Source organism: Streptomyces sp. NPDC045021 (assembly GCF_056432645.1).
Map to the genome: position 1 here is coordinate 82,270 of NZ_JBWKIQ010000023.1, position 16,533 is coordinate 98,802.

General features: G+C 69.9%; 20 protein-coding genes and 1 pseudogene. 1 reads left to right on the top strand and 20 read right to left on the bottom strand.

Going from position 1 to position 16,533, the window contains the following annotated elements; all coding sequences use genetic code 11:
* Positions 1 to 209: 209 nt before the first annotated feature.
* Positions 210 to 422, bottom strand: a complete 213-nt coding sequence (locus AC07DC_RS39910; RefSeq protein ID WP_478919775.1) for a hypothetical protein — start codon at positions 420 to 422, stop codon at positions 210 to 212.
* A 178-nt stretch (positions 423 to 600) separates the two neighbouring features.
* On the opposite strand from AC07DC_RS39910, the gene AC07DC_RS39915 reads away from it, so the two are divergent.
* Entirely contained in the window at positions 601 to 3,333 is a 2,733-nt protein-coding gene (locus AC07DC_RS39915) for a hypothetical protein (RefSeq protein WP_478919776.1), read from the top strand.
* A gap of 152 nt (positions 3,334 to 3,485) precedes the next feature.
* Here AC07DC_RS39915 and AC07DC_RS39920 read toward each other — a convergent pair whose 3' ends face one another.
* The 19 genes and pseudogenes from AC07DC_RS39920 to AC07DC_RS40010 form a co-directional block, all read right to left on the bottom strand.
* The gene (locus AC07DC_RS39920) at positions 3,486 to 3,683 is read right to left on the bottom strand and encodes a hypothetical protein (RefSeq protein WP_478919778.1); all 198 of its coding nucleotides are present in this window, start codon (positions 3,681 to 3,683) and stop codon (positions 3,486 to 3,488) included.
* A gap of 117 nt (positions 3,684 to 3,800) precedes the next feature.
* Positions 3,801 to 4,040, bottom strand: a complete 240-nt coding sequence (locus AC07DC_RS39925; protein ID WP_478919779.1) for a hypothetical protein — start codon at positions 4,038 to 4,040, stop codon at positions 3,801 to 3,803.
* A gap of 217 nt (positions 4,041 to 4,257) precedes the next feature.
* Positions 4,258 to 4,800, bottom strand: a pseudogene (locus tag AC07DC_RS39930) (DUF3560 domain-containing protein); the annotation flags it as partial.
* 176 nt (positions 4,801 to 4,976) lie between these two features.
* Positions 4,977 to 5,234: a hypothetical protein gene (locus AC07DC_RS39935; protein WP_478919781.1), complete on the bottom strand. Its 258-nt coding sequence runs from the start codon at positions 5,232 to 5,234 to the stop codon at positions 4,977 to 4,979.
* Positions 5,235 to 5,318: 84 nt separating this feature from the next.
* On the bottom strand, positions 5,319 to 5,912 hold the full coding sequence (locus tag AC07DC_RS39940) for a DNA-processing protein DprA (protein WP_478919782.1): 594 nt from the start codon (positions 5,910 to 5,912) through the stop codon (positions 5,319 to 5,321).
* Positions 5,909 to 6,172 (bottom strand): hypothetical protein, encoded by a 264-nt coding sequence (locus tag AC07DC_RS39945; protein ID WP_478919784.1) that lies wholly within the window; start codon positions 6,170 to 6,172, stop codon positions 5,909 to 5,911. Before AC07DC_RS39945 ends, AC07DC_RS39940 begins: the two co-directional genes overlap by 4 nt.
* Before the next feature lie 98 nt (positions 6,173 to 6,270).
* Positions 6,271 to 7,851, bottom strand: a complete 1,581-nt coding sequence (locus AC07DC_RS39950) for a ParB/RepB/Spo0J family partition protein (RefSeq protein WP_478919786.1) — start codon at positions 7,849 to 7,851, stop codon at positions 6,271 to 6,273.
* A gap of 92 nt (positions 7,852 to 7,943) precedes the next feature.
* Complete coding sequence (locus AC07DC_RS39955) at positions 7,944 to 8,624, bottom strand: hypothetical protein (RefSeq protein ID WP_478919787.1); 681 nt, start codon at positions 8,622 to 8,624, stop codon at positions 7,944 to 7,946.
* Between the two features lie 28 nt (positions 8,625 to 8,652).
* On the bottom strand, positions 8,653 to 9,378 hold the full coding sequence (locus AC07DC_RS39960; RefSeq protein WP_478919788.1) for a PP2C family protein-serine/threonine phosphatase: 726 nt from the start codon (positions 9,376 to 9,378) through the stop codon (positions 8,653 to 8,655).
* Positions 9,379 to 9,455: 77 nt separating this feature from the next.
* Complete coding sequence (locus tag AC07DC_RS39965; protein ID WP_478919790.1) at positions 9,456 to 9,845, bottom strand: hypothetical protein; 390 nt, start codon at positions 9,843 to 9,845, stop codon at positions 9,456 to 9,458.
* A gap of 169 nt (positions 9,846 to 10,014) precedes the next feature.
* Positions 10,015 to 10,503, bottom strand: a complete 489-nt coding sequence (locus AC07DC_RS39970; protein ID WP_478919791.1) for a hypothetical protein — start codon at positions 10,501 to 10,503, stop codon at positions 10,015 to 10,017.
* Positions 10,504 to 10,657: 154 nt separating this feature from the next.
* A complete protein-coding gene (locus AC07DC_RS39975; protein WP_478919792.1) occupies positions 10,658 to 11,944 on the bottom strand; it encodes a DNA polymerase III subunit beta family protein in 1,287 nt (428 codons plus the stop codon).
* Positions 11,945 to 12,030: 86 nt separating this feature from the next.
* Positions 12,031 to 12,282, bottom strand: coding sequence for a hypothetical protein (locus AC07DC_RS39980; RefSeq protein ID WP_478919794.1), 252 nt, complete (start codon positions 12,280 to 12,282; stop codon positions 12,031 to 12,033).
* An 86-nt stretch (positions 12,283 to 12,368) separates the two neighbouring features.
* Positions 12,369 to 12,728 carry a hypothetical protein gene (locus AC07DC_RS39985; RefSeq protein WP_478919795.1) on the bottom strand — a complete coding sequence of 120 codons (360 nt, stop codon included), beginning with the start codon at positions 12,726 to 12,728 and terminating at the stop codon, positions 12,369 to 12,371.
* Between the two features lie 102 nt (positions 12,729 to 12,830).
* The gene (locus AC07DC_RS39990; protein WP_478919797.1) at positions 12,831 to 13,226 is read right to left on the bottom strand and encodes a DUF2958 domain-containing protein; all 396 of its coding nucleotides are present in this window, start codon (positions 13,224 to 13,226) and stop codon (positions 12,831 to 12,833) included.
* Between the two features lie 164 nt (positions 13,227 to 13,390).
* Entirely contained in the window at positions 13,391 to 13,723 is a 333-nt protein-coding gene (locus AC07DC_RS39995; RefSeq protein WP_478919799.1) for a hypothetical protein, read from the bottom strand.
* A 61-nt stretch (positions 13,724 to 13,784) separates the two neighbouring features.
* Positions 13,785 to 14,258: a hypothetical protein gene (locus AC07DC_RS40000; protein ID WP_478919801.1), complete on the bottom strand. Its 474-nt coding sequence runs from the start codon at positions 14,256 to 14,258 to the stop codon at positions 13,785 to 13,787.
* A 64-nt stretch (positions 14,259 to 14,322) separates the two neighbouring features.
* Entirely contained in the window at positions 14,323 to 14,835 is a 513-nt protein-coding gene (locus AC07DC_RS40005) for a hypothetical protein (protein ID WP_478919802.1), read from the bottom strand.
* Between the two features lie 513 nt (positions 14,836 to 15,348).
* Positions 15,349 to 15,861: a hypothetical protein gene (locus AC07DC_RS40010; RefSeq protein WP_478919803.1), complete on the bottom strand. Its 513-nt coding sequence runs from the start codon at positions 15,859 to 15,861 to the stop codon at positions 15,349 to 15,351.
* Between the last annotated feature and the right edge of the window lie 672 nt (positions 15,862 to 16,533).

Consider the following 16,533-nt stretch of genomic DNA (forward strand, 5'->3'; position numbering starts at 1 on the left):
CGGTGATAGTTCGTCATTCGGCCACATGGTCTCCCAACCTGACCAAACCGGCCGCGGGACCGTCCCTGGGCGCCTGTACGGAAGTGCCGAAGTCGGCGCAGGCGCACGGGTCCCGCTGTCGGACCGGAACCCGGGAAGCCGCGTCCGTCAGGGACTCGGCCATCGTGCACGTGCGCTGCCCGCAGGACTTCAGCCGGGTCGGTCATGCCTCAGCGGATCAGGGATCGCAGCACCGGAATGCTCGCCCCGAAGCCGGTTTGCCCGGCGAGGACCGCGCCGGCGACGGGCCCGCCGCCGAGGAAGGTCAGGCCCCCGACCACCGAGCCGATGAAGGCCGCAGCGAGGAGGATGAGGGCGGTATGCACCGTCATGAACGGCGCCGGATCGGGCTGGTTCGGCGGGGTGTGGCTGGGCGTCGTCATGTTCTTCTCCTTCGAACGGCCGGTGTCCCCGAGGCCGGGCAGGCGGCCGGCGCCGGCTTGGGCACCACACTGCGGCCCGAAGGAAGATCAACTCCCAGTTGCGACAAGCAACTCTGACCGAATCGGCAGCGACCCGGAACGGGCCCCGCCGTGGTCCCCCGTCGGGCAGGATGATGCGATGAGTCGCGACAAGGGGGGCCGCCCGGTCCGGCGGCCGAGGACGCTGGAACGGGCGCTGCCGGCACCGGGTCCGTTGCGGAACCTGAAGGACCTGCTATACGAGCTATACGCGGCGGCGGGCGCGCCCAGCCTCGACGAGATGGCCGCGGACGTCGCCGAGGACGACGAACTGTCAGGTGCGCCGAGCCGGGACACCATCGGACGCTGTATCAGTTCGCCCACCCTGCCGCCCGGCCAGCCGGACGCGGTCGCAGTCGCAGTCGTGCTGGCACGCCGGGCCAGGTGGGACGAGGACGACGTGGCCGCACGGGTGCGCGCGCTGTGGGTTGAGGCGCTGATGCGCGTCCCCGCGGGCCGCCCGATCGGCGAGTACGATGACCGGCTCGTCCTCGACGACCTTGAGGTGCACCCGGCGCTGTCCCCAGCGGCCGCCGGCACCGAGCTCGGCGCGTTGCCCGCCTACGTCGCCCGGGGGTTCGACGCGGAGCTGGCCGAGGTGGTCGCCGCCGTGGTGGCGGGCGGGCGAAGCGACATCGCGGTGCTGGTCGGCGGTTCATCGACGGGCAAGACCCGGGCCTGCTGGGAGGCGGTCCGGCGGCTGCCGGACGGCTGGCGACTGTGGCACCCAGTCGAGCCCGACCGCGCGTCGGCCCTGATCGGACAGCTGGACCGGGTGGCGCCGCAGACCGTGGTGTGGCTGAACGAGGCCCAGCACTACCTGCTCGACCCGGAGCACGGCGCGCAGGTCGCCAGCAAACTTCGTGCCCTGCTCAACGCGCCCGACAGGGGCCCGGTTCTGATCCTGGGCACCATCTGGCCCGAGCACTGGGCCGCCCTCACCTCCGAGTCGAGTCGGGGCCCGGACCCTCACGCGCAGGCCCGCCAGCTGGTTAAGAACCGGAGCATCGCCGTCCCCAGCGTGTTCACCAGTGAGGACCTGACGGCGGCCCGCTCCTCGGCCGCCGGCGATTGCCGCCTGGCGGAAGCCCTCCAGCACGCCGAACAAGGGCAGATCACGCAGTACCTCGCGGGCGCACCCGCCCTGATCGAACGCTATCGTGCGGCGCCGCCAGCGGCGCGGGCGCTGATCGAGGCCGCTATGGACGCTCGACGGCTGGGCCACGGTCTCGCGCTTCCGCAGACCCTGCTGGAGGCCAGCACCGAGGGCTACCTCACCGACATCGAGTGGGACCTGCTTGACGACGACTGGCTGGAACGCGCCCTCGCCTACACGGCCATGCCGCTGCGCGGTACCCGGGGCCCACTCACCCGGATCCGCCCCCGGGCCGGTCATCGGTCGGAATCCGACCAGCCGGCCTACCGCCTGGCAGACTACCTCGAACAGCACGGCCGACAGCGCCGACACGGCGACCGCGTACCCGCCGCGGCGTGGGACGCACTCGTCCGGCACGCCGCCCCGGGCGACCGTGGCCGCCTTGCGACCGCTGCCCGGGTCCGGGGCCTGCTGCGGATCGCGATGCGCCTCTACGCCGCCGCCGCGGACGGCGATGGCACCGGCAGGCACGAGGAATGGCGGCTGGGGTTCGCCCTACTCAAAGACGCGGGCCGGACGGAGGAGTGGCGCACCTGGCACCGCCGTGCTGTTGCGGCCGATGACGCCGAAGCCGTCTACACCGAGGCGCGGATCCTGCGGGAGGCGCGGGGGGTCAACGCGGCGCTCGCCTGGCTGCGGGGTGCCGTCGACGCCGGAAGCCTCGCCGCAGTGCGTGCCACGGCCAGGATGCTGAAGGAGGAAGGACGGTTGGAGGAAGCGCTCGTCTGGTTCCTGCGTGATGCCGAGGCCGGTGCTCCGTTGGCGCTGCACATCGCCCAGACTCTGGAGAAGCTGGGCCGGATGAACGAAGCGCTGCCCTGGTACCAGAAGTCCTTCGAGCAGGGCGACTCTGGCTCCTTGCAGTGGGTTGCCCGCAGGCTGGATGCGGCGGGCCAGCGAGAGGAGGCGCTCGGCTGGTACCTGCGGGCCGTCGACGTGGTCGGCGGTTTCCTTTTCCTCGGCCGCGCGGCGGAGTTGATGGAGGAGTCGCAGGGCACGGAGGCGGCGCTCGCGTGGCTCGGCGAGCGCGCCGACGCGGGGGACACCATGGCGCTGGGCGCGGCGGCCTCGCTGCTGACGGAAGGGGGCCGGGACGAGGCGGCACTCGCTTGGCTGCGGGAGCGGGCCGACGCCGACGATGCGGGGGCCCTGCGGGAGATCGCGGTGATCCTGAAGCGGGCGGGGCAGGAAGCGGATGCGCTCACCCACTACGACCTCGCGGCCAGGGCGGGCGACGAGCTCGCCCTGATGTGGGGTGCGGAAATGCTGAAGCGGGCGGGGCAGGAGGCGGAGGCGCTCACCTGGTACGAGCGTGCCGCCGATGCGGGAGCCACCTACGCCCCATTGCACGTGGCGAGGATCCTGCAGGAGGCGGGCCGGGTGGAGGAGGCCCTCACCTGGTACGTGCGTGCAGCGCCAAAGGACCCTGGCGAGTTGGGCAAGGCGGCGTCGATGCTGCGGCACGTCGGGCGTCGGGCGGAGACGCTGGTCTGGTACCGGCGCGCCGCTGACGCCGGGGACCGCAATGCCCTGCGGTCGACGGCGGAGCTGTTGGAAGAGATGGGCCGGGCAGAGGAGGCGGCCAGACTGACGCGGTACGGCTGGGAGCCCGACGGCACGATCGCCAAGCCGTGGGAGGTGGTGGAAGGAAGGGAACCGGACGGCGGCGGGCGCTGAGCTCGGGCCCAGTAGTTGGAGGGTGCTCGGTGCGGCTACGTGTAGGAGAGCGGCCACGGTGGAGGCATTGGCATCGAAGAAGGCCAAGAGGTGGCCGGTGAGCGCCGGCCTCGTGTTGGCGTGGGCGTGCCAGGTGACTGCCAGTAGTAGGGCTATTCGGGGCTCGTCGGGGCTTGTGCTGCTCGGAGGTGGCTGGCGACGTAGCTGGCGCGGTCTCCCCCGTTGAGCTTGTGCCAGTTGTGGGCCGTGCCGTCGGCGAGGCCGAGGAGATCGGCGAGCATCTTCCAGTGGACGGCGCCGACCATGGCCAGCCACGTCCCGTTGCGGGCCTTGCTGGTGCTGGAGGTCACGGCGGAGCTTCCTTCGATCGGCCGGGCAGGGGTCCGAGTGGCTAGGGGCGGGATCCCCGCCGCCCCGGGCATGCAGGGCGCGCCGGGACGGCGGGAGCTGTGGTGACAACCCAGCGGCTACGGCTGTGGGTTGTCGGTGAACTTGGCGAGGGTGGCGCGCATCTCGTCGGCGGTGCGGCGGCCGGTGACGCCGTCGTAGGGCAGCAGGTCGTTCCAGCTGTAGGCGCGGGTCTGGGTGCTGATCACGCGCTGGATGTCCGGTCCGCCGGGCACGGTCAGGGACTTGGCATTGACACGCAGGACCTCGTACCAGCGGCCCGCGCGACAGAGCGAAGTCACCCTTGGTGAAATCGGCATTGCCCCAGACCTTGAATCCGTCGGCCTCGGCCTGGGCGATGACGGTGCGCCAGTACGTCAGTTCCTCGGACGTCTCCGCCTCCTCACGGTGCAGCTCCGCCGTCCCCTCCGGGGTCAGTGCCCGGGTGTAGCCGCCCGCGGACTTGCCGTCCAGCCACTTGTGGATCCGCCGCAGCTGCGCCTCCAGCTTCGCGATACGGCGCAGCGTCACACCGGGGTTGCGGCGGTACTGCTGGAAGTGCGCGGCGCTGTCCGCACGGCCGGCCAGGTAGGCCGCGCGCTCGCCCTCGGCGATGGCCTTGCCTTCCATCCGGTGCGTGCGATCCCGGAACCTGCGGTCCCTGCCTTCGGAGTGGTGGCCGACCAGGATCGGCTGACCGGACGGGATCGCATCCCACCGCCGCTTCGCCGCGTCCCGCAGTGCCTGGCTGGTGTCGGCGGCGTGGCCGGCTCGCTCCTGAAGGCGCTCGGTACGGTCCTCGGCGCGGTCATAGCGGTCCTGCTCGGCCTCGGCGAAGGTGCGGCGGTCGTCCTCGTCGATGACGATCTCGACCTCGAATCCGGCAGCCCGCAGCGCGTTGGTGGCTGCGTTGATCTCCCACTTCTTGGCGGCGCGGTCGCGGGAGCGGCGGATCCCGATCTGCTGAAGCGAGGGGAAGTAGTGGAAGCCGTGGGGGCGGACGATCTCGTAGACGCCGTCGCCCTTGGCGCTGCCTTCGATCAGGGTTCCTGCTGCGCGGGTGTGTCGGATGGTGATCACGGAAGTTCCTCCGGATGGTGGGTCGGTAGGTGGATCGAGTTGCCGCCCGACCCAACATTAGTAATTGTACTCCCCATCGTCTGCTGGTCAATCCCCTTCAGTGGTTGAGGGTTGAGCGTTCGGGGGCGGGATGGTGCGCGATGGTGCCGCGGCCCGTGTCTGACGATGTCGGGAGTTCATGCGAGGTAGACGGTTTCGTCTGCGACGGTGATACGCAGGGGCACGGTGCCGTTGGGGCCGGGGCGCAGCAGGGTGTGGTGAATGGTGTCGAGGTCGACGCTGACGCACAGTTCGGTGCGGTCGGGGCTGATGTAGACGAACACCATGGCGCCGGCGACGTGGAGGGCGGGCAGGGTGCCGGACTCGGCCCGGTCGATGGGCCAGAAGCGGGCCATGCGGTGGAAGCGATTGCGGCTTCTGTCGGAGACGCGCATCAGGGTTGTCCCTTCGTGGTGGTGGAGCGGCGTGGGCCGGGGCCGGCCGGACGGCGGTGCGTTGTCCGGCCGGACCCAGGGGTGTCAGGCCAGCGTCATGACGGCGTCGGTGGGGGTGATGGGCCGTGCGCGGCCCTTGGCCAGGAGTCGGCGTCCCCCGGCGGTGGCGGGGTCGTTGTTGTCTTCGGGTTGCAGGGCGAAGAGCGGTCGTTGCAGGAGGTGGGCGATGGCGGCGGTTTCCATCGCGGGGCAGCGGATGGCGGCCTCGACCAGGACGACGGCGCGTGCCAGGGCGGCGAGGAGCTGTGCGGCGGTGCGCAGGGTGTGGCGGCTGGCGGGCGTGCCGGGGTGCTGGGCGCTGAGGGCGGCTCCGCCCTCGCCCAGGGCGTTGCGCACTACATCGGCGGTGTCGGCGGGGTGGCACTGGTCGAGTCCGCAGGGCAGGACGGCGAGGGAGGGTGCTGAGGCGATGTACGCGCCGGTGTGGGCGGCGGCGTCGATCCCGTACGCGGTGGTGGCGGTGACGGTGTGCCCGGCGCGGGCCAGTTCACCGGCCAGGAGCGCGGCGCGCTGCTTGCCGGGGCTGGTGGTGTGCCGGTTGCCCGTGACCGTGACGGTCCGCTTCAGCAGCGCGGGCAGGCGGTCTGCTCCGCGCACCCATACCCCCAGCGGCGTCACGTCGCCGAGATCCTCCAGGGCAGCGGGCCAGTTGGCGTCGCCCTCGGGATGAGGAACGGGGCGGTGAGCTGCGCGGCGGTGAGCTGGCTTTCGGGGTCGTAGCCGGAGAGCTGGCCGGTGTGGTCGGCGCGGGCCAGCTGCTCCCACAGGGCCACGGGGCCGACCTGGGCCAGGTCGGCGGCGACCTGTTCGGGGGTGCGGAAGCGGGCGAGCGCGGCGCGGGCGGCACGCTCGCTGATGGTGGCGCGGTCTGAATTCACAGTGAGCCTCCCAGGGAGACGACAGAGGTGGGGGCGGGGCGTGGCGGGCCGGTGGCCCGGGCCGGCCCCCCGGAGGCGGGGGGCCGGTCGCGGGTGTGTCAGGCGGCGTCGGGGGCGCTGTCGCCCTCGGCCGCGTCGTCCTTGCCTTCGTCGCCTTCGTCCTCGCTCCGCTGCGGGGCGCTCGGCGGGGTGTAGGGCTCGCCGGAGATGACAGCCTGCTCGATCGGGGACAGCGGATAACCGATCGAGCCCAGGAACGCCAGGTAGGTGCGGGCATCGGCGCGGATGTCCTCGGTGTCGAACTGGGGCTCGTCGTGGCGCCAGGTCTGGGACTCGGTGATGCGCTTCTCGAAGCACGCCGCGAAGATCGCGAAACCGGTCAGCACCATGCGGCCCGGGGTCGCGGCCGCCGGAACCCATCCGGCGCGCTGCGCGGCCTCGGCCTGCTTGTCCTGGCCCAGCAGCTCGGCCAGGATCGCGGTCCGGCTGACCTCACCGGTCCACATCTGGAGCGGCTTGGGGCAGATCAACCACTGCTCGGTAAGGAACCGCTGCATCGGCTTCGGGGCCGTCTTGCGGCCCAGCAGCTCGCTCCGCAGCCAATCCCGACGGGTGGCCAGCGCCGCCCGCCACGCCTTGTTGCCCTCGATCTTCACCTTGTGCGGCAGACCCTCGTCCTTCGTGCCGGGCGCGGCGGTGGTCGGCGTGGACGGGACGTCGTCGGCGGTGGACTCGGGGTCCGACTCCGGCGCGAACTCCGCGGGGTCGTGGTGGTCGTGGGCCTGCGGGTCGAGGCAGTAGGTGAGGATGGCCTCCGGCTCGGACGCGTCCTCGTCCCAGGTCACGACATGTCCGGGGCAGGCGGTGTGGGTGTCCTCGTCCAGCGGTTCGCCCTGCGCGTCGACCAGGTCCGCCAGCCACTGGGCGGCGTCGCCAAGATCGTCCGGGTCCTCCAACAGGCGGACCCCGGCAGCCTGCAACTCGCTGCGCCGCTGGTCGCGGGCGCGGGCGTCGGCGCGGTCGTTCTCCTCGCGGGTGACCTGGTGGGCGAAGTAGCCGGCGGTGTGCGCGGTGATGAGCCGCTCGACCGCGTCGGGGTCGTCGTCGAACTCTCCCAGGACCGACAGGACCTCGGTGGTCCACTCGTAGTCGTCGGCCTGCGCCAGGGCGCGCCGTGTGCCGGGCCCGACCGTGCGGGCGGTGGTGACGGCCTGCTCGACGGCGGCTTTGGTCTTGCCGGTGCGGGTGGCGACGGTCGCGAGGTCCATACCGGCCTCGGCGGCCCCGAACAGGGCGTCGGCCTGCTCCAGCTCCGACAGGGGCTCCCGGCCGTCGGCGTCGTTCTCCACCAGCTGCTCGATGAAGTCCTCGCCCGCCTCGCGCCCGTCGCCTTCCACGACGTAGACGGGGATCTCCTCCAGACCGACCATTTTGGCGGCGGCCAGGCGGCGGTGACCCATGGTCACCATGAACGTTCCGTCGCCTTGGGCGACGGCGACCACGGGGACCTTGACCCCGTTGGCCTTGATCCGCCGGAGGTAGTAGTCCGTCAGGTGCATGTTCGAGCGCACGTTGCGCGGGTTGGGCACGAGTCGGCTCACCGGCATGGGCACGCCCCCGGTAGGCGTGGGGCCGGTGTCGGGGTCCGGCGGCGCGGTCGTGGTGGTGTCGTTGCTCACGGAGTACTCCCGGTGTGTGGTGGGTCGGATCGTTGGCTTCGGGTTGCCGCCCTAACAAACGATAGTAATTCTACACTCTTGCGGTGGTGGGGTCAATGCTTCAGGTCGCTCAGCAGGGATCGGAATGCGGCCTCGCTCACGCATCCCTGGTACAGGAAAGCCAGTTGGGCGGCTGGCCCTTTGTTGTTGATGGCGCTCGCGCGGGCGTCGGCGGCAGCGTGCACCGCCTCGTGCGCGGCCTGCTCGTCCAACTCGGGGTGGGCACCGTTGTTGTACTCCTGGGCGGCCTCTTCGTGTACCGCCTCGTCGACGGCTGCGTCCAGGTCGCCCTCGCCTACGCCTAGATCGGCGACGATCGCCAGTAGTCGGACGGGCGCGCCCGGCGGGGCTGACGCCAGGACGGCAGGGGCCGGGTCGGGGTCGCCTGCAGGGCGGCGGTAGTAGGTTCCCACGTCTGTTCCGCCGAGCGCGGTCCATCCGGCGTCGGTCATGACGTCACGCAGTCGGTAGGCGGCGGCGAACCATTCCCGCTTGTGGTCCTGGTCTCGCCATTCGGCGCTCGGGCCTCCGGGGGCGGCGTCGACGCCTCCCACGATGGGGGCTATCAGCACTTCGTCCCGGCTGACCTCGGTCCGTCGCAACCGGTAGTGGGTATCCAGGGTCCAGCCGCTGGCCTCCAGGACGGCGGTAGCGGCGTTCAAGGTGGCGCGGTTGGTGCGGGGGCGCGGGCCGGCCGGACGTCCGGGCGGCGGTGTTCTGGGTGTGCGAGCCATGGGAGTTCTCCTCGTCAAAGGGTCCGGTTCATCGGGTGCGCGGTTGGATGACGGTGGCGGCGATGTTGTCGCGGGCGCGGGGTTGCGCGCGGGTGTCAGCGACCAGGGCTCGGGCGGCCCGCAGCGGGACGGCAACGGTGAGATGTGCGGCGATGGCCTCGATATCCAGAACCTTGGACATGCCGTCGGTGCACAGCAGGATCCCTTGCGTGGGCCCGGTGATCCGGATGGAGGCGATCGGAGTGGGGCGCAGCACGCTGCGGGTGACGATGTGGTCGAAGCAGTAGGCGAGGTCTTGCCAGTAGGGGTCCGGGTGGCGGCGCATCGTCTCGCCCTCGGTGTGGTCCTCGGTGAGCTGGCGCAGGATGCCGCCCTGGATGGCGTAGGCGCGGCAGTCGCCGACCCACGCGATGTCCCAGCCGCCCCCGACTCGTGCGGGCATGGGGACGGCGGTGACCATCACGCAGTCGCCTTCCTGCCCGCGCGGCGCGCCGTCGTACTCGTACTGCAAGGCGGCCCGTGCGGCGGTGATGCCCGCGGCGGCGCCCCCGCGCAGGGCGGCCCGGGCGGCGGTCCGCACGGCCAGCTCTGCGGCGTACCCGGCTTCGTACTCGTCGCCGATGCCGTCGGCCACAGCCCACGCGCGGCGCCCCGTGGCCCGGTCGCGGGCATCGTGGGCGGCGTCGGCCATGACACGGCGCGGGCCCTGGTCGGTGACGGTCGATGCGGTCCAGCGGTCGGTGTTCGCGGGCATGCCGACTCCCTGATGGTGGGCTGGGTGGAGGGTGGGGCGTGCCGGTACGGGTTGCCGCCCGGACCGGCACTCACTTGTCAGAAGCAGAGGTCTCCGCTGGGGCCGGTCAGGGTGATGGTGCGCCGGTTGCCGTTGCGGTCGACGTCGTAGCGCACGATGGAGTTGTCGGCGTAGTGGACGGTCCGCTCCTCCTGCCACTCGGGCAGGACTTCGCTGATGTAGTGCCAGAGTGCCCGGATGCGCTGCTGGGCGGCGTACATCGCGTCCCAGTGGTCGGCGGTCCACCGGTACTTGCCCATGGTGTCGAACGTCCAGTAGGTGCGGACCGGCGCACTGTCGGCGGGGCAGCCAAGGAACACATCCTTGATACGCGTCGACCGGCTCCCGTTGTTCTGGAGCCTGGTATAGCTGATCTCTCCGCTGCGGACCGCCCATCGGAACATGGCGACTGCGGTGTGGAAGGTCATGGTGGGGGCGTCTCCTGGCGGGTGATGCCGTCCGTGCCGGTGATGGTCCTGGGCTTGCCTTCAACGAGGTACATGGTTCCTCCATTGGTTCGCCGATGCGCTGTGGTGGGCTGGGGCGCGCCGGTTCGGATTGCCGTCCGGACCGGCGCGGTTGTACCGGTGGGCTGTCTCAGGTCTGCGGGGGGAAGTCGGGGCTGTAGAACAGCCATGGCCTACCGTCGTTGAGGCAGGTGGCGATGACTCCGGGTGCGGTGGCGGTCGGTTCGTCCTCGCCCGCGAGCACCTCGATGATCTCGTGGGCCAGAGCGGCGAGAGGGATGGAGGTCATGTACTGGGCGCTGGTGAACGGGGTGTACAGCCATTCGCCCTCGGCCTGGTCCGCGCACATCGCGGCGGCTTCCACCCGCGTGCGGTGCTTCCACTCCAGGACGATGGGGATCAGGGTCCCGAACGGGCGCAGTGGGCCGTTCTCGCCGTATGGCGCGGACAGCGTGGCGGGTTGGGTCAGGTCGGCGTTCGCGGGCCCGTACAGGCGTGCCCACTCGGCGGCTTTGTCCGCGGTGAACTCGGTGATCCGGTGCCGGGCGTCCACGGTGGGGTCGTTGCGCACCATTACGTGGACGGTGGTGGAGCGGGGCTCCTGCTCGATGACGGTCATTGCGGGGCTCCTTGGTGGGTCGGGGTCCGGGTTGCCGCCCGTATCTACAGTAGTAATTCTACTCTCAATCCTTGGATGTGCAACCCCTCCGCCGGTACTGCTGGGGCCGGTTGGGGCCGGGCGGAGCACTGCGCCCGGCCCCCAGGCCGGCGGTCTACTGCTCGGCGGGCTCCTCCAGTCGGACGCTCATCACGACGTGCCGGTAGCGGTTGCCTGCGATGTCCGGGCCTTCGGTGAACAGCACCCGACCGAAGTACTGCCTGCCCTGGGCCCGGGGCAGGTGGATGGTCACGGTGTCGCTGGTGAACGCGTCCAGGGCGACCAGGAGGAAGGCGGCGTTCATCGCCATGCTCTGGCCTTGCAGCGGGGCGGCGTCTCCCCGGGCGACGCTGGAGGTCACTGCCGCGCCGCGCACCTTGTCCTGTTCCTCGCTGCCGATGCCGGGGGCGAGGGTCATCGCGGCGGCGGCATCCCACTGGAACAGCGCGTGTCCGCCCGCCATGCCCTTGGCCTTGAGCAGGGCATGCGCCTTCTTCGCAGCCTTGATCAGCGAGGCGCGGGTGACGGTGATCGCGGTGTCGGTGTCGGCGGTGGTGGGGATCAGTTTCTGGAGGTGGGGGAAGTCGTCGGCGCTCACCGTGCGCAGTGTCAGTTCCGCCGAACCGATCCGGAACGTGATGGCTCCGTCGTTGCCGTCGCGGATCCCGATCGACACCGGCCCGGTGTACGTGCCCAGACGCTTGGCGATGGTACGCAGCGCCTCGGCGGGAACCGACGTCGCGGCGGTAGCTGCGTCGGCCTCGTCCCACGGCTCGGCGGATACCTGCGCCTCGGTCAGCCGGTAGCGGTCGGTGGCGTACAGGGTCAGGGTGTCTGCGGTGAGCTTCATCTGTACACACGTGAGGACTGGAAGAGTGTCGTCCTTGCCCGCTGCGGGCAGCACTCGGGCAAGCTGGCGGAAGAACTCCGGCGCGTCCAGGGTCGCCCGGGGCGCGACCGGTTCCGGAAGCGGCGGGTAGTCCTCCAACGACAGGGCCGTGAGGGGGACCGACACATCCGGCGTGGACAACTGCTCGGCGTCGAACGCGACACTCATGCGCTGGGCGTCGGCCTTCGTCTCGCCCGCTACGGCGGCGGCCAGGACCTTGGTCAACTCCTCGTGGTCCAACAGGCTGCGCCCGGTGCTGCCCGGCTCGGCCGGGACGGTGACTGATACGGCGACCTGGTAGTCGTAGGCGCTGATGGTGACGGACCGGCCCCGGGCGTGGGCGGTGATCCCGCGCATGACGGGCACGGGGGGTCGGCTGGGCACGGCCAGGGCGGCGAGGTTCAGGGCGTCGGTCAGTTCGCGGTGACTGGCGCGGAACCGTGCGGCGGGGAGCGGCGGTGCGGCCTTCGGTTCCGCGGGGGTGTCCGTCTTCTCGGCGGTGGTCTGGGTCATGGCGGTGCCTTCCGTGGTGGGTTGGTCGGCCGGGCCGGCCCCGGGGTTGCCGCCCCGGGGCCGGCGGGCTCGTGGTGTGCGGGGGTTCAGCGTTCGCCGAGTTCGCGCATGACCTCGTGGATCGCCGTTCGCTTCAGGAGGTTGTTGGCGTGCCACGCGTCGGCGGCCTCGGTGATGCGGCGCTCCGGGGTCAGCAGGCGCGCATAGTCGCGGTGGCTGTCGAACAGTTCGCGGTTGGCTTCGACGTTGCCGTGCATCCATACCTCGGCATCGGACCGGATCTGGGCTTCGGCGGCGGGGCTGTAGGTGCGGGGAGCTGCGGGGTTCTCAGCGGCCACGGATGTCCTCCTGGGGGGCGGGTTGGGGTCTGGGCTGGTGATGCGGTCCGGGCGCATGCGCCCGGACCGCATCGGGTCCGGCTGGGTCAGACCAGCCGCAGGCAGGTGAGCGGGAACAGTGACGTGGGCGTCCACTGGGTCACGCCTTCGGGAACGTGGATCTTCGAGCTACGCGCCCACCGCAGGTCCTTGGTGGACTGCCCGTCGAAGGTGATCGTGGCGCGCTTGCCCTCGATCGACGCGACGGTGCCCCGCTTGCCCTTGTAGTCGGCGGGCCGAAGGTTGACGATCTCGACCTTCGCGCCCACGGTCACGGCGGCGGCTGCCATCGTCGCGAGCGCCTTACGGCGCTCCACGACCACAGCGACAATGCGGTCAAGATCGGATTCGCTGGCGTGCGCGGCAATGTGCGCCGTGATCGCAGACAGGGCGAGCGTCTCGCTCATGGTGATGTTCCTTCGTGGTGGGTTGGGGTGCCTGCCGCGCCTTGCCGGGCGTGACGGGGCGGGGTGCGGGTGGGGCCCCGGGCTGGGGCCCCACCCTGGGGTTCAGTGGCGGATGCCGGGGATGTCGCCGACCCGGGTCGGCTTGAAGTACAGGTCTCGCTCGACGATGGTCAAACCGGAGTTGACCTCCTCCAGTTCAGGGAGGGAGATGTACCCCCACTCGCCCTCCGCCAGGTGGGCCCATCCGAACGCGATGCCGGAGATCGGGTCCAGTTCGGTGATGTACCAGTCGGCTGCGCCCGTGAAGTAGTGCACATGAACGATCTTGTCCGCCGGGGCGATGTCCTCGGTCGCGTACAGGGCGGGGATCGCGGCGAGCGCCTGCGGCGACGGGTAGAAGTCGTGCCCGCGCCGCTTGCGGTGCTGTTCGGCCGGAAGGCTCGACTGCGCGGGTGTGGGCCGCTGCGGGCCGGTGTGGGTGGTCTGATCGTCCGTCAAGGTGACTCCCTGGGGTGGGGCCCGATGGTCCGGGCCCCCGGTTGGTGGGTTGGTGTCGGTCCGGGTTACCGCCCGATCCAACGTTTGTAATCATACTCCCATGCTGGGTGTCGGTCAACCCAACGGGGGCCAGTGACCAGGCACTTCATCGAAACCGGCACGCCTCACGCGCCCTCCAGGCAGTAGCACTCCTCCGGAGGGATCTGCCCGCACAAGTGGTGTTGGCAGAAACCGGCCTGACACAGGAACGGTTCCTTCTCGTGCGTGCGCCGGTCGACGGTCACGTAGGCCCAGGAACACCCATCGCACAGGATCTCTACCCGGGCGCTCCCGTGGTATCGGCGCCACGCAGACAGAGCGACCCTGCCCGCTTCGTCTGCATCGCCCTGGATCTCGGCTATGAGAGCGTCTTTTCCGTTGGAGAAGACGGCGATGACTCCGTAGTGGGTGCGCCCTCCGCGCGGTTCCAGGGTCGGATAGTCGGGGTAAAACTGCATTCCGCACGTCCTTTCCGCCGGGGGTGGGGCCGGCCAGAATTGACCGGCCCCACCCTTTCGTTCATTTCAGGGCTTCTCCGCACGTGCTGGAAAACCAGGGGTTTTCCAGGGGCGTACCGGCCAGATAATCCACGTTCCATTCCGGCGCCATGGGAATAGGTCCAAGGCAGTAGGCGGCGAATACCTCGGTGGCGGTGAGCGGGGCCAGCCATCGGCCCGTGTGCACCCAACCGCGCACGACTTCCCGGCCGTCGGCGCCGTAGGTGCGGGCCACTACTCCGCCGGGCCGGTCCGGAGCAAGGATGGCGGCCAGGCTGATGCAGAACACCAGGATCTGGGCCGGGTCTGCGGTGACCGTGCCATCGGGTGCGCACGCGACATCGACGCAGCGGCCCAGCCCATCACTGGCGTCCGGTCCTCCGGCGCACACCAGGTGATGCGTGCCCGGTCCCAACCCGGCGACCAGTGAATGCATGGCAGCGTTCGCGATCTCGAACGATCCCGGAACCGGGTCCGTGTACTCGATGTGGAACAAGACAACTCCCCTCGTGGGGCCGGTGTCGGCGGGCAGTACCCGCCGACACCGGCCGGTTGCCGTTCTAGGCGCTCAGGCGCTCGGTACGGGCCTGAGCCGCGCGCTCGAATCGCTCTTCCTCGGCCTCGGCACTGAAGGCCCGGAGCGCGTCGTACAGCGCGTCCTGAGGCTCGACGTCCAGAGCTACGGCGGCATAGCCCAGGGCGGTCAGGAACGCGACCGCGTCAGCGGGCTCGCTCCCGGACGGAAGGATCACGTCCGGCGTGCGCTGCCCGGTCTGCACGTCGAACAGGTGCAGTGCAGCAACGATCAAACCGGGCGCCGACACTGCTCCGTCCATGTGGTGCAGCACGTAGGCCGCGACATCGCTCAACAGCGCGGCCTCGTTCGGTCCGGGAATCTGCCGAGCGGTCGCGTACGCCTCGACCGCGAACCGGGCCAGCCCTGCCAGCCCTTCACACGTGATCGGCGGCACGCACTGCGACTGCTGGCGGAAGACTTCCAAGAGGGAGGCGCCGCGTCGGGCGCGCTCGATGTTGGTGTACTCCCGTTCCGGGTCGACTTCGATCGTCTGCAATGGGGCTCCTCGGGCAGGTGCGCGCAAAGGCCGGCCTCCGGCCGTTCCGCTGTTGGTGGGCTGGTCCGCCGGTATGGGAGGGTTGCCGCCCACTCCATTCCGACATGACTAACTATACTCCCTACAGTGGGGGAGGTCCATTCCCAACACACGCGAGCGGCAATATCTGTTGCGACTTCCGTTGCGTCTTCTGTTGCAACACCTGTTGCGACATCTGTTGCACTACTCCGGGCTGGGCCTCGTTGTTACCGCAGGTCAGTTGGCCTTTTTCGAGGGCGCACTACGCTGACTTCCCCTCGGCTGTGCCCCCTTTTCTGTACCTGGTGTTGATGAGCGTTGATGGAGTGTGGGTGGGGTGGGTGGCGGCTGGCGGTCGGGTCATGGTCTGGCTGCGCTGGCTGAGGGTGGGCGTCGGCCGGTGGCCGCCGCGTCGGCAGGGGTGGCAACAAGGCACGGCCAGACAGCAACGGGCCCCGCACCATGAGGTGCGGGGCCCTCTACCGACCTCCTAGGTCACCGCTCGAACGGCCCGACCAGCCGCTCATCATCCGACTCACACGGCTCATCACCCAGCCAGAAGGCCGTAGCGAACGCGCGACCGTCCGCATCCCGTGGATCGTAGGAGGCGCAGGCTTCCGCCTCAGACAGAGGACGGACCCACGATCCCTCCGGGACAGGCTCACCATCGGCCCAACCGGGCTCCACCACCCAGGCCCGTTCAACCGGCACCGACCCCGGTGCAGTGGAGTTCGCAACAATCTCGCACGCCGTCGCGCGCGCGTCCGTCAAGGCCACGCCCAGGAGCAGGGCGAAAGTGTCGCGCTGCTCCGGCGGCTCCATGCTGACCAAGTCATCGGGCGTCGGCCCGGCAACCCTCACCATCAGACGGGCGGGAAGTTCCACCCCAGTGAACGTCGTCCAGCACTGCAATAGGTGGTTACCCGTCTCTAGTCGGGCGACCAATGCAATGAGGGTCTCTGCACCTCGAGTGAATGCTTCCGCCTGCTGTTCGATGGAAATTTCCACTGACGATCCGTCCGTTCCTGTTGGCGGGTTGGTGCCCGTTGGTGTTGATCCGAGTTGCCGCTCGGTGCAACGATTGTAATTCTACGCTTATCCAAAGGGGAGGTCAATGCAACTCAAGGAATATGGAGGCGAGTTCGCGAAAGCAGACGTCGAGCTTCTTGTACTCCGAGTGCGTCATTAAAAGGGAACCCTTCCTTTCTTTTCGCTCTGGCAGTTCTCGCATAAGGGGTAAGGGAATTCTGTTGCGTTGGAGTGAGTGATGAAACCTTCCGTGCAAAACCGAGTGGTTTAGACCTCTTGGCAGAGTGGCGCGCGCGGGTGGAGAGCCCTCCTGGGGTTGCCCACAAAATCTGACGACACGTTAGGCTAAATTGCGTAGCGTCAACAGGACAGCGTGGAGCGGCTCGAGAGGCCCTGACCTGTACGAGGACCAGGGGGACCACACTCCCATCCCTTACAACCTCTCCAACCTGCACAGAAGGACAGTCGATGCGGACACTGTCCACGGCCAGCCAAGGGGCGGCCGGAGGCCGGCCCTTCGGGCCGAAGGCCCGTGTATGTCACCGAAGGTGACGTACCTTCAGGGCCGGAGGCCCGTCAAGGGCGCGGAGCGCCCTGCATCTTGACGGCCCGTAGGGCCGTCGCGTCGTGTCTCCGGAGGAGACCGCGCGC

What these genes read in the sequence shown, in the direction of transcription:
- AC07DC_RS39910 (WP_478919775.1), bottom strand. Translation starts at nt 422, where the DNA reads ATGACGACGCCCAGCCACACCCCGCCGAACCAGCCCGATCCGGCGCCG.
- AC07DC_RS39915 (WP_478919776.1), top strand. Translation starts at nt 601, where the DNA reads ATGAGTCGCGACAAGGGGGGCCGCCCGGTCCGGCGGCCGAGGACGCTG.
- AC07DC_RS39925 (WP_478919779.1), bottom strand. Translation starts at nt 4,040, where the DNA reads ATGCCGATTTCACCAAGGGTGACTTCGCTCTGTCGCGCGGGCCGCTGG.
- AC07DC_RS39935 (WP_478919781.1), bottom strand. Translation starts at nt 5,234, where the DNA reads ATGCGCGTCTCCGACAGAAGCCGCAATCGCTTCCACCGCATGGCCCGC.
- AC07DC_RS39955 (WP_478919787.1), bottom strand. Translation starts at nt 8,624, where the DNA reads ATGGCTCGCACACCCAGAACACCGCCGCCCGGACGTCCGGCCGGCCCG.
- AC07DC_RS39960 (WP_478919788.1), bottom strand. Translation starts at nt 9,378, where the DNA reads ATGCCCGCGAACACCGACCGCTGGACCGCATCGACCGTCACCGACCAG.
- AC07DC_RS39965 (WP_478919790.1), bottom strand. Translation starts at nt 9,845, where the DNA reads ATGACCTTCCACACCGCAGTCGCCATGTTCCGATGGGCGGTCCGCAGC.
- AC07DC_RS39970 (WP_478919791.1), bottom strand. Translation starts at nt 10,503, where the DNA reads ATGACCGTCATCGAGCAGGAGCCCCGCTCCACCACCGTCCACGTAATG.
- AC07DC_RS39975 (WP_478919792.1), bottom strand. Translation starts at nt 11,944, where the DNA reads ATGACCCAGACCACCGCCGAGAAGACGGACACCCCCGCGGAACCGAAG.
- AC07DC_RS39985 (WP_478919795.1), bottom strand. Translation starts at nt 12,728, where the DNA reads ATGAGCGAGACGCTCGCCCTGTCTGCGATCACGGCGCACATTGCCGCG.
- AC07DC_RS39995 (WP_478919799.1), bottom strand. Translation starts at nt 13,723, where the DNA reads ATGCAGTTTTACCCCGACTATCCGACCCTGGAACCGCGCGGAGGGCGC.